18 protein-coding genes are annotated in these 17,215 nt (G+C 51.7%); 3 read left to right on the plus strand and 15 right to left on the minus strand.

What is annotated here, in order from left to right; genetic code table 11:
* Positions 1-6: 6 nt before the first annotated feature.
* The 7 genes from KJS42_RS00805 to KJS42_RS00835 form a co-directional block, all read right to left on the minus strand.
* The gene (locus tag KJS42_RS00805; RefSeq protein WP_213621705.1) at positions 7-1,461 is read right to left on the minus strand and encodes a nicotinate phosphoribosyltransferase; all 1,455 of its coding nucleotides are present in this window, start codon (positions 1,459-1,461) and stop codon (positions 7-9) included.
* Between the two features lie 6 nt (positions 1,462-1,467).
* Positions 1,468-2,016, minus strand: a complete 549-nt coding sequence (locus KJS42_RS00810) for a cysteine hydrolase family protein (protein ID WP_213621706.1) — start codon at positions 2,014-2,016, stop codon at positions 1,468-1,470.
* Positions 2,017-2,082: 66 nt separating this feature from the next.
* On the minus strand, positions 2,083-2,856 hold the full coding sequence (locus KJS42_RS00815) for an NUDIX domain-containing protein (RefSeq protein WP_213621707.1): 774 nt from the start codon (positions 2,854-2,856) through the stop codon (positions 2,083-2,085).
* Between the two features lie 95 nt (positions 2,857-2,951).
* A complete protein-coding gene (locus KJS42_RS00820; protein WP_213621708.1) occupies positions 2,952-3,344 on the minus strand; it encodes a PaaI family thioesterase in 393 nt (130 codons plus the stop codon).
* A gap of 117 nt (positions 3,345-3,461) precedes the next feature.
* Complete coding sequence (locus KJS42_RS00825) at positions 3,462-3,914, minus strand: YlbF/YmcA family competence regulator (RefSeq protein ID WP_213621709.1); 453 nt, start codon at positions 3,912-3,914, stop codon at positions 3,462-3,464.
* Positions 3,915-3,934: 20 nt separating this feature from the next.
* Positions 3,935-5,485, minus strand: coding sequence for a tRNA (N6-isopentenyl adenosine(37)-C2)-methylthiotransferase MiaB (gene miaB / locus KJS42_RS00830; protein WP_155607981.1), 1,551 nt, complete (start codon positions 5,483-5,485; stop codon positions 3,935-3,937).
* Between the two features lie 210 nt (positions 5,486-5,695).
* On the minus strand, positions 5,696-5,902 hold the full coding sequence (locus KJS42_RS00835; protein ID WP_155607982.1) for a DUF1657 domain-containing protein: 207 nt from the start codon (positions 5,900-5,902) through the stop codon (positions 5,696-5,698).
* Positions 5,903-6,073: 171 nt separating this feature from the next.
* Here KJS42_RS00835 and KJS42_RS00840 point away from each other — a divergent pair, with 171 nt between their 5' ends.
* Genes KJS42_RS00840 through spoVAD form a run of 3 tightly spaced genes read left to right on the plus strand, consistent with a single transcriptional unit; the run spans position 6,074 to position 8,442 of the window.
* Positions 6,074-6,934, plus strand: a complete 861-nt coding sequence (locus KJS42_RS00840) for a DUF421 domain-containing protein (RefSeq protein ID WP_155607983.1) — start codon at positions 6,074-6,076, stop codon at positions 6,932-6,934.
* A 13-nt stretch (positions 6,935-6,947) separates the two neighbouring features.
* Positions 6,948-7,436 carry a stage V sporulation protein AC gene (spoVAC, locus tag KJS42_RS00845; protein ID WP_213621710.1) on the plus strand — a complete coding sequence of 163 codons (489 nt, stop codon included), beginning with the start codon at positions 6,948-6,950 and terminating at the stop codon, positions 7,434-7,436.
* A gap of 1 nt (position 7,437) precedes the next feature.
* Positions 7,438-8,442 carry a stage V sporulation protein AD gene (spoVAD, locus tag KJS42_RS00850; protein ID WP_155607985.1) on the plus strand — a complete coding sequence of 335 codons (1,005 nt, stop codon included), beginning with the start codon at positions 7,438-7,440 and terminating at the stop codon, positions 8,440-8,442.
* 78 nt (positions 8,443-8,520) lie between these two features.
* Here spoVAD and pduL read toward each other — a convergent pair whose 3' ends face one another.
* The 8 genes from pduL to KJS42_RS00890 form a co-directional block, all read right to left on the minus strand.
* Positions 8,521-9,093, minus strand: a complete 573-nt coding sequence (pduL, locus tag KJS42_RS00855) for a phosphate propanoyltransferase (RefSeq protein ID WP_155607986.1) — start codon at positions 9,091-9,093, stop codon at positions 8,521-8,523.
* A 120-nt stretch (positions 9,094-9,213) separates the two neighbouring features.
* Positions 9,214-10,080: a 2-oxoacid:ferredoxin oxidoreductase subunit beta gene (locus KJS42_RS00860; RefSeq protein WP_155607987.1), complete on the minus strand. Its 867-nt coding sequence runs from the start codon at positions 10,078-10,080 to the stop codon at positions 9,214-9,216.
* Positions 10,067-11,842, minus strand: coding sequence for a 2-oxoacid:acceptor oxidoreductase subunit alpha (locus KJS42_RS00865; RefSeq protein WP_213621711.1), 1,776 nt, complete (start codon positions 11,840-11,842; stop codon positions 10,067-10,069). The genes KJS42_RS00860 and KJS42_RS00865 overlap by 14 nt, the downstream gene beginning before the upstream one ends.
* Positions 11,843-12,068: 226 nt before the next feature.
* The gene (locus KJS42_RS00870; RefSeq protein ID WP_213621712.1) at positions 12,069-13,022 is read right to left on the minus strand and encodes a dipeptidase; all 954 of its coding nucleotides are present in this window, start codon (positions 13,020-13,022) and stop codon (positions 12,069-12,071) included.
* An 89-nt stretch (positions 13,023-13,111) separates the two neighbouring features.
* Complete coding sequence (locus KJS42_RS00875; RefSeq protein ID WP_006286829.1) at positions 13,112-13,372, minus strand: stage V sporulation protein S; 261 nt, start codon at positions 13,370-13,372, stop codon at positions 13,112-13,114.
* A gap of 165 nt (positions 13,373-13,537) precedes the next feature.
* Entirely contained in the window at positions 13,538-14,332 is a 795-nt protein-coding gene (locus KJS42_RS00880; RefSeq protein WP_213621713.1) for a TIGR00282 family metallophosphoesterase, read from the minus strand.
* 102 nt (positions 14,333-14,434) lie between these two features.
* Positions 14,435-15,976 carry a ribonuclease Y gene (rny, locus tag KJS42_RS00885; RefSeq protein ID WP_213621714.1) on the minus strand — a complete coding sequence of 514 codons (1,542 nt, stop codon included), beginning with the start codon at positions 15,974-15,976 and terminating at the stop codon, positions 14,435-14,437.
* 319 nt (positions 15,977-16,295) lie between these two features.
* Positions 16,296-17,150: a regulatory protein RecX gene (locus KJS42_RS00890; protein ID WP_213621715.1), complete on the minus strand. Its 855-nt coding sequence runs from the start codon at positions 17,148-17,150 to the stop codon at positions 16,296-16,298.
* Between the last annotated feature and the right edge of the window lie 65 nt (positions 17,151-17,215).

Below are 17,215 nucleotides of genomic sequence, written 5' to 3' on the forward strand. Positions count from 1 at the left end.
ACGGCTCTACTCCTCTTGATGGCCCAGATAGTCCTCGATCATCTTTTGCTTTAATTCCCATGCTTCCTGACTTAAGCTGATGCGGTAAAACTCCGGATTCAACTTACGCAGATACTCCGGCCAGAACAAATCCAACTGCTCTCGGTGATACTGACGGATTTGGTCCAGTGTCGGCAGCTCATACACGAGCTGACCATCCACGAAGATCGGTTGCAGCATGGCTACGGCTTCGTAGTTTTTCACCGACTTTTTGATGTAAGGATGTACTGGGTCGAACAACCGAAGGCTGCCGCCCGTCCGTGCTTGCTGCTCCTGCGGAAAACAGATGTAATCCGCAATCGCTTTACCGCTGTCTTTACTAACGATCCGCAGTACGTCCTTCTTGCCCGGGGTCGTGACTTTCTCCGGATTGCCCGAGATTTTGATCGTTGGCTCCATCCGTCCGTCCTTCTCCCGTTCTACAAGCTTATAGACCCCGCCCAGTGCCGGTTGGTCCGCCGCCGTAATCAACTGGGTCCCCACGCCCCAAATATCGATCTTTGCCCCTTGGGCCTTCAGGTTAAAAATCGTATTCTCGTCAAGGTCGTTGGACGCGACGATTTTGACATAAGGCAAGCCGGCATCATCCAACATTTTGCGGGCTTGGATGGAGAGGTAAGCCAAATCGCCGCTGTCTAGGCGGATGCTGCCGAGCCGCTTGCCGGCGGCTTCCAGCATTTTTCCGGTATGAATCGCATGCGGGACGCCGCTTTTCAACGTATCAAACGTATCGACCAGCAGCGAAACCTGATCCGGCAACGCCTTCGCGTATATCTCGAAGGCTTCCTGCTCCGAATCGAAAATCTGCACCCACGAATGAGCGTGCGTCCCTTTGGTTGGAATGCCGAAATTTTCACCGGCCAGCAAATTGGACGTTGCGTCAAAACCAGCTACATAGGCGGCCCGTGCCCCCCAAATAGCCGCATCGGCCTCCTGTGCCCGTCGGGTGCCGAACTCCAGCAGCACGTCGTTCTCGGCGACCCGCTTGACCCGTGATGCTTTGGTGGCGATTAAGGTCTGGAAATTCATGAAGTTTAACAGCGCCGTCTCGACCAGTTGGGTCTCCGTGATCGTCCCTTCCACGCGAATCAACGGCTCGTTCGGGAAGCAAAGTGCGCCTTCCTCCATCGACATCAATGTGCCTTTAAATTCGAACCCGCGCAGAAGGTCCAGAAATTCCGGCTTATAGTGCTCCTCCTGTTTGGCCAAATAAGCTAGATCCTCTTCGGTAAACCGGAGCTGCCGAATATAGTCCACGATCCGCTCCAAGCCTGCAAACACCGCATACCCGTTGCCGAACGGGAGCTTGCGGAAGTAGGCTTCAAACACCGTCTTTCGCAAATGCGTTCCGTTCATCCAATGCGCGTAGATCATATTGATCTGATATTTATCGGTATGCAGTGCTAAACCCGTGGTTGGCATCCCTGTTCATCCTCTCTGGGTGTTGGTTACGGCGGCTCCCAAACTGTTGCGGAAATGGCCCAACGCCCAGGTATGCCCATCCGGGTTGAAGCTGGCTACCGCATCTTCATAAACTGTAATGGCGAATCCTTTGTTGTAGGCGTCCACCGCCGTATGCAGCACGCAAATGTCCGTACACACGCCGATCAGATGCACTTCCGTAATCCCGCGCTCTCGCAGTTTCAGTTCCAGGTCCGTCCCGCAAAACGCGCTATATCTAGTTTTGTCCATCCAATAGATCCGGTCCTGGTTCAGCTTATATACTTCAGCCAAACGGCCATATAAAGCGCGCCCTTCCGTATCCCTCAAATTATGGGGCGGGAATAACTTCGTCTCCGGATGCCACTGATCTTCCCGTTCGTGCAGATCAACGGCCATGACGACAAAATCGCCTTGCGACGCAAAAGACTCCGTCAACCGGCAAATCGCCGGTTCGATGTCGATTGCCGGTTGGCCAACCGGAAGGTTGCCGTCCACAAAATCATTCGTATAATCGATGACGATCAGAGCTTTCATGATCTCACTCTCCCTTCGTACTATCCATTCACCGACAGCCGCTAGTTATGTAGTTCTTGCTTGGGATTAGGTATAGATGGACAGCTGCGGTGTGAAATCGGTAAACCGGTACAACTGGGCAGGACGCTGCGAATACTGGTTGGATAACATCGGTTTGCCCAATTCGTCATGGACTTCCTCCAGTATCCCCTGACGGCTCCGCGTCGATGTAATTTTACGGATAAAATTCAGCTCTGCAAAGTCCGGAACAACGGTTTGAATCACCTGATACAATTCGCCTAACGTAAAATGCGGAGGCAGGAACTGCTTGGCGATCGTTGTATGCAGCATTTGTTGCTGGATGCGTTTATAGGCGTTCTGCAAAATTTCGCGGTGGTCGAAGGCAAGCTGCAAATCCTCCAAGGCCTCGTGAACGGTAAAGAGACCCACTTCCTGTGCATCATCTGCCGATTGTCGTTTCTCCAGCACCCATTCTTCCACCAGCGCGAAAAAGGCATGGGAGATAATCCAACCGCGTGGATCCCGCCCCGGCTTGCTGTACACGCCTAGATACTCCAGATGGGAGCCGTCAACGCCGGTTTCTTCCTTCAGTTCGCGGCGCGCCGTTTCGTACAGCGATTCATCCTCCTGCGAGAAACCGCCCGGCAAAGCCCAGGCACCGGCAAATGGCCAGCTCCGTCGGCGGATCAGCATGACCTTCAGATCAAAGTGCGGCAGCGATTTGGTCGATGCCTTTCGTTCCTGCCTCGTCAACGTAAACATGACGATGTCGGCCGGGATTCCGTCCGGCGTCCGATATTTTTTAACCTCATTAACTACCTGCTTTTGTTCTTCGTTCATCACGTATCACCACATCGTCTAGGATAACGCCGGCCGACCAATAAGTCCGGCATTTGCGAATTCATGCGATATTAACCTGCCGACGGTTCCTTCGCTCATTTCGGCAAACGGAATGTTGCCGTCGATATGCAACCAAGGGTTCCTTCTTCGTTGCGAACCTCGGAGCGTAACGTCATGGTCCGAAAAGTTTCATGCAACGGAAATGCCGACACCACGAGTTCTCCTGTGCGCATCGGACTCAAGAAATTGACATTTAAATGGGTTGTCACGCCGAGCTTGCCCTTAACCGTGGCCACCAGTGTCCCCATCGCTTGATCCATCATGGACGACAGCACACCGCCGTGCACAATGCCCATGGAGTTGAGATGGGCTGCTTCTGCCGTCAGGCCGAGCTCCACTAGCGTTCGATCGGCTGAGATGAGGCGCAGCCCCAAAAGCCCCCAGAACGATTGCTCGTCGCGACGTAGTACTTCTTCACTCCAATTCACGTGTTGCCCCCCTATCCTTGCTTCTCTCTGTATTATAATATTCCGAAGAGATGGCGCTTCAAACAACCACCTCCATAAAAAAAGCGGAGGGATTGCCTCCGCACCGACTGTTTCGCTTTACTCTCCGTAACCGGAGGAGACGGCCGGCTCGCTACCCGACTCGACATTTACTTTGCTGGCTACCGTATCGCGAATCACGGAGACGACCAGTTGGAGCAAATAGTTGATATCGCTTTGGCTTTGCTGGAACTCCGTTACGATCGGAATCCCATCCAGTTCGTCCTGCAGTTCCTCGATTTCGCGTTCGATTTTTTGAACCATCGCTTGATTCTGGAACGTCTCGAATGCGACGATTTCTTTCTGCTTCTTCTTTATCGCACTGATCAGCGTCTGAATGCGTTCATGCTGCTGAACCAGCTTCTCCGCTTTTTGAAACTGCTGTACTTCCTCGCTGGTGCCGATCAATTCGGCCAATTCCTTAGCTTTACTCATAATATCCTCGCGAATCACAAGATCCCGCGAATCGAATTTTGGAATTCCGCAATCGGTTTGATCTTTATGCTGTTCCACCGTTTTTAACCTCCCCTGGGTTACGCCAATTTGGCGGTTTGCTCTACAAGATTGCCTTTGATGTACCAAGTCATCGGATCGGTGATCTCCACTTGAACAAATGTACCGATCAATTCCGCTCCGCCCTCGAAATGAACAAGCTTGTTGCTGCGGGTACGGCCGGACAACACATTGGTGTTGTTCTTGCTTTCGCCTTCGACCAGTACCTCAACGATCTGTCCGCGCTGCTCCTCGTTGCTGACGCGGCTGAATTCATTAATGGTATCGTTCAGCCGAGCAAGCCGTGCCTTTTTCTCTTCCATCTGAACGTTGTCTTCCATCACAGCAGCCGGCGTCCCCTCCCGCGGAGAGTAGACGAACGTATATGCCGAATCGAATCCAACCTCGCGTACAAGGGACAACGTATCCTCGAACTGCTCCTCGGTTTCACCCGGGAATCCGACGATGATATCCGTCGTCAGCACGACATTCGGAATTTTCACTTTGATTTTGCGCACGAGTTCGAGATAATGCTCGCGAGAATACTTCCGACTCATCTTCTTCAACACTTCACTGCTGCCGGATTGCACCGGCAAATGAATGTGCTCCACCAAGTTACCGCCTTTGGCCAGTACATCGATCAATGCATCGTCAAAATCGCGTGGATGCGATGTCATAAACCGGACGCGCGGAATATCGATTTGGCGGATATCGTCCATCAGATGGGCAAAAGTATAGTTAATGTCGGTAAAGTCCTTGCCATACGCATTGACATTTTGCCCGAGCAGCGTCACCTCTTTATAGCCTTGGCGCGCCAGTTCTCGCACCTCTGCAATGACGTCCTCCGGACGACGGCTGCGCTCCTTGCCGCGGGTAAACGGCACGATACAATATGTACAGAACTTGTCGCATCCGTACATGATGTTCACCCACGCCCGCATGCCTTCCCGTTTCTTCGGCAAGTTCTCGATGATGTCGCCTTCCTTGGACCAGACTTCGACCACCATCTCTTTGCTGAACAATGCCTCCTGTATCAGATGCGGCAAACGGTGAATATTATGCGTGCCAAAGATCAGATCCACGAACCCGTGTTTCTGAAGGATGCGCTTGACCACGCCTTCTTCCTGTGACATACAGCCGCAAACGCCCAGCAGCAAATTCGGCTTCTCCGTCTTCAAGCCTTTGAGATGGCCTAATTCGCCAAACACCTTATCCTCTGCATTCTCCCGAATGGCACAGGTATTCAGCAAAATGATATCCGCAACTTTACGATCTTCGGTCGCCCGGTAACCCATAAGCTCCAGCAAACCTTTAATCGTTTCGGTGTCATGCTCGTTCATCTGGCAACCAAATGTATATACGATATAATGCTTGCCGTTACCGATCCCCTTAAGCTCGTCGGGAACCGCGTTCTCGTACAGGACCTGTACGTCTTCTTTCCCCCGCTGCTTCTCCATGCGATGGTTCGGTTCGGACAAAATTTGAATATCCCGGCCTCGGATTCGGATTTTCTTCCCGTGTTCATCCTCCGAAATGACCCGGGCGTCCGAGAAGTCAAAATATTTGGAATAATCTTTCGTTTCCTTAGCCATGTTGCCCGTTCACTCCTTTACCTGATCTATCTTCGTTCCTTATGGGCATCATCATAATATCTAAAAATGCATTACACTAAATTATAACATGGGCGGGCTTGGATATCCAGATAAAGGCCCTCGCCCCGCTAAGCCGGACGCATTCCTGCGAATGATAAATGAAACGCCAAAAGGCCCGTCCGAGAGAACGGGCCTGGTTCGATTCATCGTTTAAAATCCCTTGTATTGTGGTTCTTCGCTTTCCAGCTGCGAGACGCGGCTTTCCACTTGAGTCACGATTTGTTGAGTTTGTTCCGCACATTGCGTAAACAGATCTTTCGCTTGTTGGTTTTGCGTGTTTAAAGCGAATTGCTCCAGGTTCGCTTGTGCACTTTTTAAGGACGCTAAGGTCGTTTTGACTTGAGCTGCTACTGTCATTATTTCACCACCTTTATTTTTGCTTGATGCTTTGAACAAAGCATAATTTCACCTTTCCAAAACGGATTCATACGCGTCATCTTCCTTCCACATTTTGTCTTACTAAATTTACGCACCCCCGCGCATAATTGGGTTATCTCGACTTGGATTGTCTAGAAAGGAGTATTCCCCATGCCGATGTGGTTGGAAGTCATCGTCCGAACGCTGGTGGCTATCGTCGTTTTGTTCATTCTCACCCGTCTGCTCGGAAAAAGGCAAATTTCTCAGCTTACCTTCTTCGAGTATGTTACCGGGATCACGATCGGGAGTATCACCGCCTATATTTCACTGGATATTAACACCGACTGGTATCTCGGATTGATCGCAGTTACCGTCTGGTTTCTCGTCTCCTTCGGTATCGAATTCCTGCAGCTCAAGAGCAAGAAAGCGCGGGATTGGCTCGACAGCAACAGCACGATACTCATTAAAGACGGCAAAGTTTTGGAGGATAACCTGAAGAAGGAGAAGCTGACCAACGAAGAACTCATGGAGCAGCTAAGGAAGAAGAGTATTTTCAAAGTTGCCGAAGTGGAATTTGCAGTTATCGAGCCCGATGGACAGATCAATGCGATGTTGAAGAATGAATATCAGCCTCTCACACCATCCCAATTGGGGATCAAGGTTGCTCCCGAGCCTGAGCCGCAAACGGTGATTATCGACGGTAAAATCATGGACGAGCCGCTCGCGACGCTGGGACTCAACCGGAAGTGGCTGAATACCGAGCTGGAGAAGCTTGGCGTTTCGCTGGATAACGTCAATTTGGGGCAAGTCGATGCCTATGGCCAGTTTTACGTTGACTTGTATGACGATCAAATCACCGTACCGCAACCTCAAGAAAAAGCCGTTCTGCTATCTCAGTTGAAAAAGTGCGAAGCCGATCTGGAGCTGTTTGCCCTTTCGACGGACGAAGAAGCGGCGAAGAAGCTCTATGGGGATTGCTCGGCCAACCTGCAGCAGGTCATCGATCAAGTCAAACCGTTATTAATCCAATAGGAGGATGGGGAGCATGGCCAAGAAAAAAAATAAGCAGTTGACCCCGACGCAACAGCAATATCAACGGCTGGCGAATGCTCATGAGCCGAAGCGTCCGGTGGCCGTCAATTGCCTGCGGGCCTTTTTGGTCGGCGGATTGATTTGCCTGATTGGAGAATGCATCCGACAGGCCTTTATCCATTTTGCTGGGATGAGCGAGAAAGCGGCTGCTAATCCGACGGTCGCCATCCTCGTGATCGTCTCCATCCTGCTCACGAGCTTGGGAGTTTATGATAAAATCGCGCAATGGGCTGGGGCCGGCACGGCCGTTCCTGTTACGGGGTTTGCGAACTCGATGGCTTCAACGGCGATCGAGCATCGCCCCGAGGGACTGGTGCTTGGGGTCGGTGCAGGGATGTTCCAATTAGCGGGCTCCGTGATCGTATTTGGGACGGTGGCCGCTTTTATCATCGGGTTAATTTATGCCGTGTTTGTCCCAGGGTATGCCGGAGGAGGACACTAACATGCTGAAGGGCCATCAAAGCTGGGTATTCGAAAACAAGCCAAAAATTATCAGCACGGCCACTGTCGTTGGACCGTTTGAAGGGCAAGGGCCGCTGGCCGAAGATTTCGACGTAATTCATGCGGACCTCTATATGGGCCAAGACAGCTGGGAAAAGGCCGAAAAGACGCTGTTGGAGGAGTCGGCTCAACTGGCGATCAGGCATGCCGGCTTAACCAAGGAGCAGATCCAGTTCTATTTCGGCGGTGATCTGATGAACCAGATCATCAGCAACAGCTTTGCTGCACGGACGCTCAGCATTCCCTACATCGGCATGTTCGGCGCCTGCTCTACCTCGATGGAGACGCTGGCAATGGCTGCTTATGTCGTCAATTCCGGCGGTGCGAAATACGTTGTGGCCGGGACATGCAGCCATAACGGCAGTGTGGAGAAGCAGTTCCGCTACCCGACGGAATATGGTTCACAGAAGCCGCCAACCGCCCAATTCACGGTTACCGGTTCGGGTTCCGCGGTGGTGTCTCCCGAAGGAGATGGGCCATCGATCACATCCGCCACCATCGGCAAGGTTATCGATATGGGGATCACCGATCCGTTTAATATGGGCGCGGCGATGGCTCCGGCGGCCGTCGATACGATTCAAGCCCATTTTCGCGATCTGCAAATCGAACCCTCCTACTACGACTTGATCGTCACCGGAGACTTGTCCAAGGTTGGTTATGCCATCGCCAATGACTTGTTCGTCCGCCACAACATTCCGATCAAGCAAACCACCTATCAGGATTGTGGAATGATGATCTATGATTACGAGAAGCAGCAAGTCCAGGCCGGTGCCAGTGGCTGCGCCTGCTCCGCGGTCGTCACTTACGGGCATTTGCTGAACCGGGTCAAGCGTGGTGAGTTAAAACGAATCCTCGTTGTGGCTACCGGCGCGTTGCTATCTCCCCTTTCCTTTCAACAAGGGGAGAGCATTCCTTGTATTGCCCACGCGGTATCCATTGAGGCGTAAGCTTCACGCCAAAAAGGGCTTGACCCTGGCTTAAGTAGCCTAGGTCAAGCCCTTTGTTTATTCGTTCACCTTATCCGTTCAGTCGACGATTTCAGCCGTATCGCCTGTTTTGGCACCGGCCGCATTCGCTTCGTCCGTGTCGATGTGCATATCAAGTGCAAAGTTGTCGGACACGCGGGCGATGACGTTCTCAAGCACCAAACCGCGTTCGCCGCCCAAGCGAACCTTCAGGAGCTGCTTGTCTTTGATGCCCCATTTCTCCGCATCGGAAGTGTGGAAGTGAATATGGCGCGCTGCGACGATTACGCCTTGTTCCAGTTCGATTTCACCAGCAGGTCCTACGACTTTGATGCCAGGTGTGCCTTCAATGTTACCGGACTCGCGCACCGGTGCTTTGACGCCGATGGCGAAGGAATCCGTGCGGGAAATTTCCAATTGGGAAGCCGGACGAGCTGGACCCAAGATGCGGACTTTGTCGAACTGGCCTTTCGATCCGATGACAGCCACTTGTTCATTTGCGGCAAATTGCCCCGGTTGCGACAAAGGCTTGAATTCAGTTAATTGGTAGCCTTGTCCAAACAAAATTTCAATATGCTCCTGCGTCAAGTGAATATGACGCGCGGATACGCCGACAGGTACAGTTTTGCTCATGTCTACAAACACTCCTCGTAAATTCTCTATATCGATGACGATTCACATCGCTACTCATTATACACCTAATGACGAAAAAAAGGAAAAGGCGTCCATCGGAAATGGACGCCTTTAACCCCATTATTTAAATTCTGCTACAAGATTGTCAAACTCGCTTTCGGACAACGCCAGCGATTGATATGCCAGCGGCTCTTCCTTGAAGCCGTGTACGAGATCCTCGTAGCTCTTCTTCGCTTTGTTTTGATAGATCAGCCCGGTAATCATGCTGTTTGTCTCCATCAGCTTCGCCATGGCCATCGCCCGGTTGCTTGGATCATAATCCGGAACGGTCTCTAGATTGATGATGTTCTCTTTGAACCAGTCGTACGTGTTCACCTTGTTGAAGGTAACGCATGGGCTAAACACGTTGATCAAGGAGAAGCCTTCGTGCTGGATCCCTTGCTCGATCAGCGACGTGAGCTGCTTCAAATCGCTGGAGAACGACTGGGCCACGAAAGTGGCGCCGGACGCCAAGGCGATTTCAAGCGGTGACAAGGTCGATTCCACCGAGCCTTCCGGGGTACTCTTCGTCTTGAAACCTTCGCCGCTGCGCGGGGAGGTTTGCCCTTTGGTCAACCCGTAAATCTGGTTATCCATCACGATGTAAGTGATGTTGACGTTACGACGAATCGCATGCACCGTATGGCCCATCCCGATCGCGAAGCCGTCGCCGTCGCCGCCGGAGGCGATAACCGTCAGATCGCGGTTCGCCAGCTTTACGCCTTGGGCAATCGGCAGTGCGCGGCCATGAATCCCATGCAGACCGTAGGCATTAATATATCCAGAAATCCGACCGGAGCAACCAATCCCGGAAATGACGGCGAGGTTCTCCGGTTCAAGACCTACATTCGCCGCGGCGCGTTGAATAGCGGCTTGAATGGAGAAATCGCCGCAGCCCGGACACCAGTTAGGTTTAACGTTGTTACGGAACTCTTTAAACGTTGCCATTTTTCACCAACTCCTCCTGCGCTTTATTCCCGGATGCCTTCTTGCATTCCTCGTAGACTTCCGAAGGAAGGAACGGATTGCCGTTATATTTCAGTACATTCACGATCTTGTCGTGGTAGCCGATGTTTTGTTTAATCAAATTCGCCAATTGGCCGGTAGCATTGTTCTCCAGAACGACCACTTTCTTCGCCTTCGCGATTTGCGGCAACACCTGCTCGGTTGGGAACGGATGCATCAGTCGCACGGTCATGTGGTTCGTCTTCACCCCGTCTTCGGACAGGTGTACACGGGCTTGATCAATCGTTCCTCCCGTTGAACCCATGCCGATAATGAGCAGATCCGGTTCGGCGTGTGGCGCTTGCAGGTGAACCGGGTTAGTGACTTCAAGCTGAGCAAGCTTCCGCAGACGTTTATCCATCATTTTCTTCCGGTTAACCGTACTTTCCGACGGACGTCCGGATTCATCATGCTCGACCCCGGTCACATGGTGAATGCCATTCTTCTCACCTGGCAATACCCGTGGGGAGATGCCGTTCTCCGTAAAGGCATAACGGTTAAACATGCTGGAATCTTCGCGATCCGGAATATCCTTCACAAGGTAGCCGCGATCAATCGAAACCTTGCTGTAATCCAGCATTTCGCACGACTGCTTACCAAGGGATAATTGCAAATCCGTAGCTATGATCACCGGCACTTGGTATTTTTCAGCCAGATTGAAGGCTTCCACCGTATCATAGAAGCATTCTTCGATCGAGCTTGGTGCGATGACGATCTTCGGAATTTCCCCATGCGTGCCATAGATCAGTGCATTGATATCGCTCTGTTCCTGCTTGGTCGGCAAACCTGTACTTGGACCGCCACGCTGCGTATCGACGATAACAACCGGCGTTTCGGTCATCCCGGCCAAGCCGATCGCTTCCATCATCAGGGACAGACCGGGTCCCGCCGATGCCGTCATTGTACGGACACCTGCATAACTCGAACCGATCGCCATCGTAATCGCCGCGATTTCATCCTCCGTTTGTACGACCGTTCCGCCGAATTTCGGCAATTTCTTAATCAAATATTCCATAATTTCAGAAGCCGGTGTAATCGGGTAAGCACTCATAATCCGGCAGCCTGCGGCTACAGCCCCTAAGCCGATCGCATCGTTGCCGATCATGAACAGCTTTTGCTTACCGTCAGCGGGCTCAAGCTTGAATTCCTCCAGAGGACCTCCTGCGAGTTCCAGTACGAAATCCGCTCCCCGTTTGACCGCTTCGATATTCTTCTCAACAATCGCTGGCCCTTTACGGCCGAATTCCTCTTCCACCGCTTTATTGAATACTTCTAGCGGAAGTCCGAGCAACGCCCAGGATGCACCGGAAGCTACCATGTTCTTCATCAGTGAAGTCCCAAGTTCTTCGGCAATACTGGTAATCGGCACCGGGAACAAACGAGCATCCACGCCCTCCGGTACCGTCGGGTTAAACTTGGCATCCGCCACGATCACCCCGCCGCTACGCAGCTCCTGTGCATTCAAATCGATACTTTCTTGGTCAAAAGCGACTAAAATGTCCAAGTCGTCGGAAATCGCGCGAATCGGCTTGGTACTGATCCGGATTTTGTTATTCGTATGACCGCCTTTAATACGGGAGGAGAAATGCCGATACCCGTACAAATAATATCCCAGCCGGTTCAAAGCCGTCGAAAAAATCCGATCCGTACTTTCAACGCCCTCGCCCTGCTGTCCACCGATCTTCCAAGACAATTGACTAATCAAGATCGCCCACCCCTTTAATCGTATCGCAATGGAAAAAATAGAATAATAATGAAGTTTGAATGTTAACGTGCAAGAGGTCACATTCTAACCCCTTGTTTGTGAACATTCTGTTTCAGAGTCATGTCAATTTTATGTCTCAACCTGGTAAAAAGCAAGCGTTTTCTAGCCTTTTTTCATATAGTAGTTTTCGATCAATTCGTTCTCACAATTGGATGAATTAAAGCGCTTACTTGTGAGAAGGCAACCAAGCGCGCAGGAACGCGGCTGCGTTGTCGTACAACCATCCGCGGACAAGCTCTTCCGGATAATATTTAAGCAAAGTTTCCTGCCAAACGGCGTAATGTCCCGAATGTCGGAAATCGGTTAAGTGCGATTCAATCCCATCGAAATCGGACCCGAACATTAAGTTAGACGATCCCCCTAACGAACAAATCCGCTCGATATGTGGCAGCAAATCTTTGCTGGACGCGCTTCGCCCCTCTTTAACAAACCACGGTACGGTAGTCACGCCGATTAGACCGCCCAGCTTGATGATCGCCTGGATCTGATCGTCGCGAAGATTCCGGGCATGCGGGCAAACCTGGTACGCGTTGGAATGGGAAGCGATAAACGGCTTGCCGGCTGACTCCGCGAGCTCCTGAAGCTCCCAAAATCCTTTGACCGACAAATGCGAGACATCCAGAATGATTCCGAGCTCATGGCAGAGATTGACCAGCTCCAGACCGGCTGGCGTAAACCCGCCGTTACGCGGCTCCATGACCCCGTCGGCGGCCCAGTTGGCATAATTCCAGGTCAGTCCGAGAAAGCGAACGCCTTTCTCATAACATACGCGGACATAATGCAAGTTACCCTCCAGCCCGTCCGCCCCTTCCAGCGACAGCAGCCCTCCGATGGCCTCCCCACGCTCCAAGGCATCCAGATCCTCCACAGATTGTACGGGAAGCACCCCCATAGGTTGAACGCGTTCTTGATAGACATCGATTTGTTCTAGGATATGTTCCATTTTCGGGGGGCCCAGCCGCTGAGACAGAAAAATCGCGAACGTTTGCAGCTTCACCCCGCCCTCTTTCAAACGGCGTAGATTTACATCGAGGCGGCGATCCTTCGAAAAATCCAGCTTAGGATCTAGCTGCAGTTTGCTTAAGGCGTCGCAATGAAAATCAATGATCGGTCTCGTCATGATCCTTCCTCCTTCGTTACGTATAGTTTGCCGAAAAAAACAAAAAAGCCTGTCTACGGATGTAAACAGGCGTCATCTCTATTAAAACGTTATCTCGGTTCTACGATCAATTTAATAGCGGTACGATCCTCGCCATCGATCACGATGTCGGTAAAGGCTGGAATGCAAATCAAGTCCACGCCGCTTGGCGCGACGAATCCCCGGGCGATCGCTACGGCTTTGATGGCTTGGTTTAGAGCCCCCGCCCCAATGGCCTGAAGTTCAGCAGCGCCACGTTCTCTGAGTACGCCAGCCAACGCGCCGGCAACGGAGTTGGGGTTGGATTTTGCTGAAACCTTTAATACTTCCATGGTTAGTACCTCCCTGGGAATATTCGTTGGATTCCACTACTTAGAAGATATTCGTGAGAATTCGGGATATTCCTTCTTTTTCTCGGAGGAGAAGTTTCGGGAGGCCTTGTTCCTAGGGACTTCCTGGCGTTTCACCGCATCGCAGTGGAATCGTTTTCCGGTTTCCTAATCCATCAACCATTCGTCTTCAAGCAAGCGAATTTTTTGAATTTTCTTCGCCTTCCCCGTGGAGTCATCGATATCGACGATCACGGCGTGGAAATGCCATTTTCCCTCGCAGACTTGAAACCGGACGGGAAGCTGGGTAGTGAACTTGCGCAGCACCGCGGTGCGTTCCATGCCTAGAATGCCTTCGCGTGAGCCGACCATGCCGGCGTCCGTCAAGTAAGCTGTTCCCTGCGGCAGAATCGTATCGTCGTTGCTTTGCACATGCGTATGCGTCCCCACGACAAGCGAGGCACGGCCATCCAGATGCCAGCCCATGGCTATTTTTTCTGATGTTGCTTCAGCATGGAAATCGACCAGAATACACTTGTGCTTCTTGGATAGCTGACCGACGATCTCATCGGCAGCCCGGAATGGATCGTCGATCGCCGGCAGAAAAGTACGGCCCATCAAATTCACCACAGCCAGTTCCTTACCGCCTGCTTTGATCACGGTAAATCCCTGCCCCGGCGTGCCTGGCGGATAATTAGCCGGCCGGACCATGCGCGGCTCGTCATCGATGAAATCGAAAATTTCTTTATTGTCCCATGTGTGGTTGCCCATCGTTAAGCCGTGTACGCCTTGGTCGAAAAACTCTTTGGCGATGTTGGCGTTAATGCCCCGGCCCGCCGCGGCGTTCTCCCCGTTAGCGATAATGATATGCGGGTTATATTTCGATTTTAAATGGGGCAGCGTGGCTTTCAGTGCTTTCCTCCCCGTATTTCCGACGATGTCTCCGATAAACAGAACTTTCATGGTGGTTCCCTCCTCTGACCAATGACCCTAAGATCGCATGGACTTGGGGTCGTCCAGGCAATGAAAAAGCGGCCCGCGAGGGGCCACTTTTCAGCATAACCTTTACTTGGCGTATTCAACCGCCCGCGTCTCGCGGATGACGGTAACTTTGATATGTCCCGGATAATCCAGTTCATTTTCAATCGTCTTGGTAATGTCACGCGCCAAGCGGAATGCTTCCGCATCGTCGATCTTATCCGGCTGCACCATTACGCGTACCTCGCGGCCCGCCTGAATGGCAAACGATTTCTCGACACCTTCGAACGACTCGGAAATTTCCTCGAGCTTCTCCAACCGACGAATGTAGGTTTCGAGCGTTTCCCGACGTGCACCCGGTCTTGCCGCCGACAGAGCATCGGCCGCGCCAACCAGCATGGCAATGACAGAGGTGGCTTCGCAATCGCCGTGATGAGAGGCAATGCTGTTAATAACCACCGGATGTTCCTTATACTTCTTAGCCAGTTCCACACCGATTTCGACATGAGACCCTTCCACTTCATGATCAAGCGCTTTACCGATATCGTGCAGCAATCCTGCCCGTTTGGCAAGAGCGATGTCTTCGCCCAACTCTCCAGCCATCAATCCGGTCAGATAAGCGACTTCCATCGAGTGTTTCAGTACGTTCTGACCGTAGCTTGTCCGGAACTTGAGTCGTCCCAAAATCTTGATCAAATCCGGATGCAGGGCATGCACGCCCACTTCGAACGTAGCTTGTTCGCCGTATTCGCGAATGCGTTCGTCCACTTCCCTGCGGGATTTCTCGACCATTTCTTCGATCCGGGCCGGATGAATCCGTCCGTCCGCCACCAATTTCTCCAAGGCGGTCCGAGCGATTTCACGGCGAATTGGGTCAAAGCCCGACAAGATCACCGCTTCCGGTGTATCGTCGATAATGAGATCGATCCCAGTCAAGGTTTCGAGTGCGCGGATATTCCGGCCTTCCCGGCCGATGATCCGTCCCTTCATCTCTTCGTTCGGCAGCGTTACGACAGAAACCGTCGTCTCCGCCACATGATCGGCAGCGCAACGTTGAATCGCCAGCGTAATAATCTCGCGGGATTTCTTATCCGCTTCTTCCTTCGCTTGCTGTTCAATGTCTTTAATCATCTGCGCGGTTTCATGACGTACTTCCTGCTCCACGTTGTTCAAAATGATCGAACGGGCATCTTCCATCGTAAGGTTGGAAATTCGCTCCAGTTCCTGAACCTGACTCTTGTAAATCAAGTCGATTTGCTGTTGTGTTTCTTCGATTCGTTTCTCTTTGCTGACCACTTGCTCTTCTTTACGTTCAAGCGATTCTAATTTTTTATCCAGCGACTCTTCTTTTTGCAACAATCGTCTTTCTTGTCGTTGTATTTCATTCCGACGTTCACGAATGTCTTTATCAGCTTCGGCTCTAAGCTTATGGACTTCGTCCTTAGCTTCCAGAACCGTTTCCTTTTTCAGTGCTTCTGCGTCCTTCTTGGCATTCTCCAAGATTTGACTGGCCGCGTGCTCTGCACTGGAAATTTTAGCTTCGGCAAGAGACTTGCGAATAAAATACCCGATCACGAACCCAAAGAATAAAGCGGCTGCAACGAGAACGATCCAGATTCCAGCGTTCAATCTGTTCACCTCCCCGTTGTTTCCTCCAAGGCATTCCTTGGGATGTTTGCAATTGTAGTTACTTTTCGTTTCTAGGTTCATCATTCATACAAAAAATTCATGACTTGCCCATTCAGTTCAGCAGTTCATGCTGCAATGCATGACCCTTCCGCTATTCAAGCGGCGGCACTTTGCCTTCATGATTGGAGAACATAAATCCTATCGCAGACCCATAATTTTGGAAGGAAAAAAAGGGCTTCTCACGATATGGATTCATGTTCATTTTATTATTTGACAAAAGATATTGTCAAGCTAATGACAGGAGTTCCCTCCCGTCCTCTTATTCTTCGTCCCATTCGTCCATTCCATGCATTTGTTCTCGGTTGCCGAGTTCGCGCATAACCCGGGACACAACGCCTCCACTAAATCCACGGCGCTGCAGGAAAGCCCCCGTTTTGCGTTTGCGGTCAAGCGGTTCTCCCGTCGTCCCTTGCCACTTCTTCAATCCTAGCTGAAGAGCGCTCTCAAACTCGTCATCTTCACTAACTTCGCCGAGCGCCTCCTCGATATGCGACTTAGAGACGCCTTTCTGACGTAGTTCATGCTTGACCCACAGCTTTCCCTTTCCACGCAGCTTAACGCGTTGAGAAGCCCATTCCTGAGCGTATACGGCGTCATCCACGTAACCTTCCGACTGAAGGCGGACAAGAACGTCCTGAATCGTCTCCTCACTCCAACCCTTTTCCCCTAGACGTTGCGCGATCTCGTACGTCGTTCGCGGTTTCAAGCTTAGATACTTCACAGCGTCGGCATATCCCTGCTGGCGCTCGTCAGCCGCTACGATTTCCTCTAGGTCTACTTTGGTAAATACCGCGCCTTTAATCATGCGGTATTTGATCATCACGTCCTCATGGACCTCCAACGAATAAACGCCAAATGAGATTCGATAACGATACTTCGGCCGCTTCAGCATCATCACGGACGTAATCACCAGCTCGACGTCCTCGGGGAAGGCGTCCAAACCGGCGGAGTCTTCCGTTTCCGCCCCGTCCGGATCCCGGTTGACATCTCGCGGCCGCGGTTCCCAGAACGACTCGTCGGAAATATCTACGATTTCTTCTTCGCTACGTTGGCCGGAGGAAGATCCGCCTCTTCTACTCGCGGCTTTTCCGCGCGATTGTCCCCACGTACTCACATCAAATCCCTCCGGTTCAGCCTAAGCTATTCATCGATTTCCCAAGTACTGCAAAAGCGCCCTGC

The organism is Paenibacillus sp. J53TS2, assembly GCF_018403305.1.
Lineage (GTDB): Bacteria > Bacillota > Bacilli > Paenibacillales > Paenibacillaceae > Fontibacillus > Fontibacillus rhizolycopersici.

Excerpts from the sequence above, each read along its gene's own strand:
- KJS42_RS00805 (WP_213621705.1), bottom strand. The coding sequence starts at position 1,461 with ATGCCAACCACGGGTTTAGCACTGCATACCGATAAATATCAGATCAAT.
- KJS42_RS00810 (WP_213621706.1), bottom strand. The coding sequence starts at position 2,016 with ATGAAAGCTCTGATCGTCATCGATTATACGAATGATTTTGTGGACGGC.
- KJS42_RS00815 (WP_213621707.1), bottom strand. The coding sequence starts at position 2,856 with ATGAACGAAGAACAAAAGCAGGTAGTTAATGAGGTTAAAAAATATCGG.
- miaB (WP_155607981.1), bottom strand. The coding sequence starts at position 5,485 with ATGGCTAAGGAAACGAAAGATTATTCCAAATATTTTGACTTCTCGGAC.
- KJS42_RS00835 (WP_155607982.1), bottom strand. The coding sequence starts at position 5,902 with ATGACAGTAGCAGCTCAAGTCAAAACGACCTTAGCGTCCTTAAAAAGT.
- KJS42_RS00840 (WP_155607983.1), top strand. The coding sequence starts at position 6,074 with ATGCCGATGTGGTTGGAAGTCATCGTCCGAACGCTGGTGGCTATCGTC.
- spoVAC (WP_213621710.1), top strand. The coding sequence starts at position 6,948 with ATGGCCAAGAAAAAAAATAAGCAGTTGACCCCGACGCAACAGCAATAT.
- spoVAD (WP_155607985.1), top strand. The coding sequence starts at position 7,438 with ATGCTGAAGGGCCATCAAAGCTGGGTATTCGAAAACAAGCCAAAAATT.
- pduL (WP_155607986.1), bottom strand. The coding sequence starts at position 9,093 with ATGAGCAAAACTGTACCTGTCGGCGTATCCGCGCGTCATATTCACTTG.
- KJS42_RS00860 (WP_155607987.1), bottom strand. The coding sequence starts at position 10,080 with ATGGCAACGTTTAAAGAGTTCCGTAACAACGTTAAACCTAACTGGTGT.
- KJS42_RS00870 (WP_213621712.1), bottom strand. The coding sequence starts at position 13,022 with ATGACGAGACCGATCATTGATTTTCATTGCGACGCCTTAAGCAAACTG.
- KJS42_RS00875 (WP_006286829.1), bottom strand. The coding sequence starts at position 13,372 with ATGGAAGTATTAAAGGTTTCAGCAAAATCCAACCCCAACTCCGTTGCC.
- KJS42_RS00880 (WP_213621713.1), bottom strand. The coding sequence starts at position 14,332 with ATGAAAGTTCTGTTTATCGGAGACATCGTCGGAAATACGGGGAGGAAA.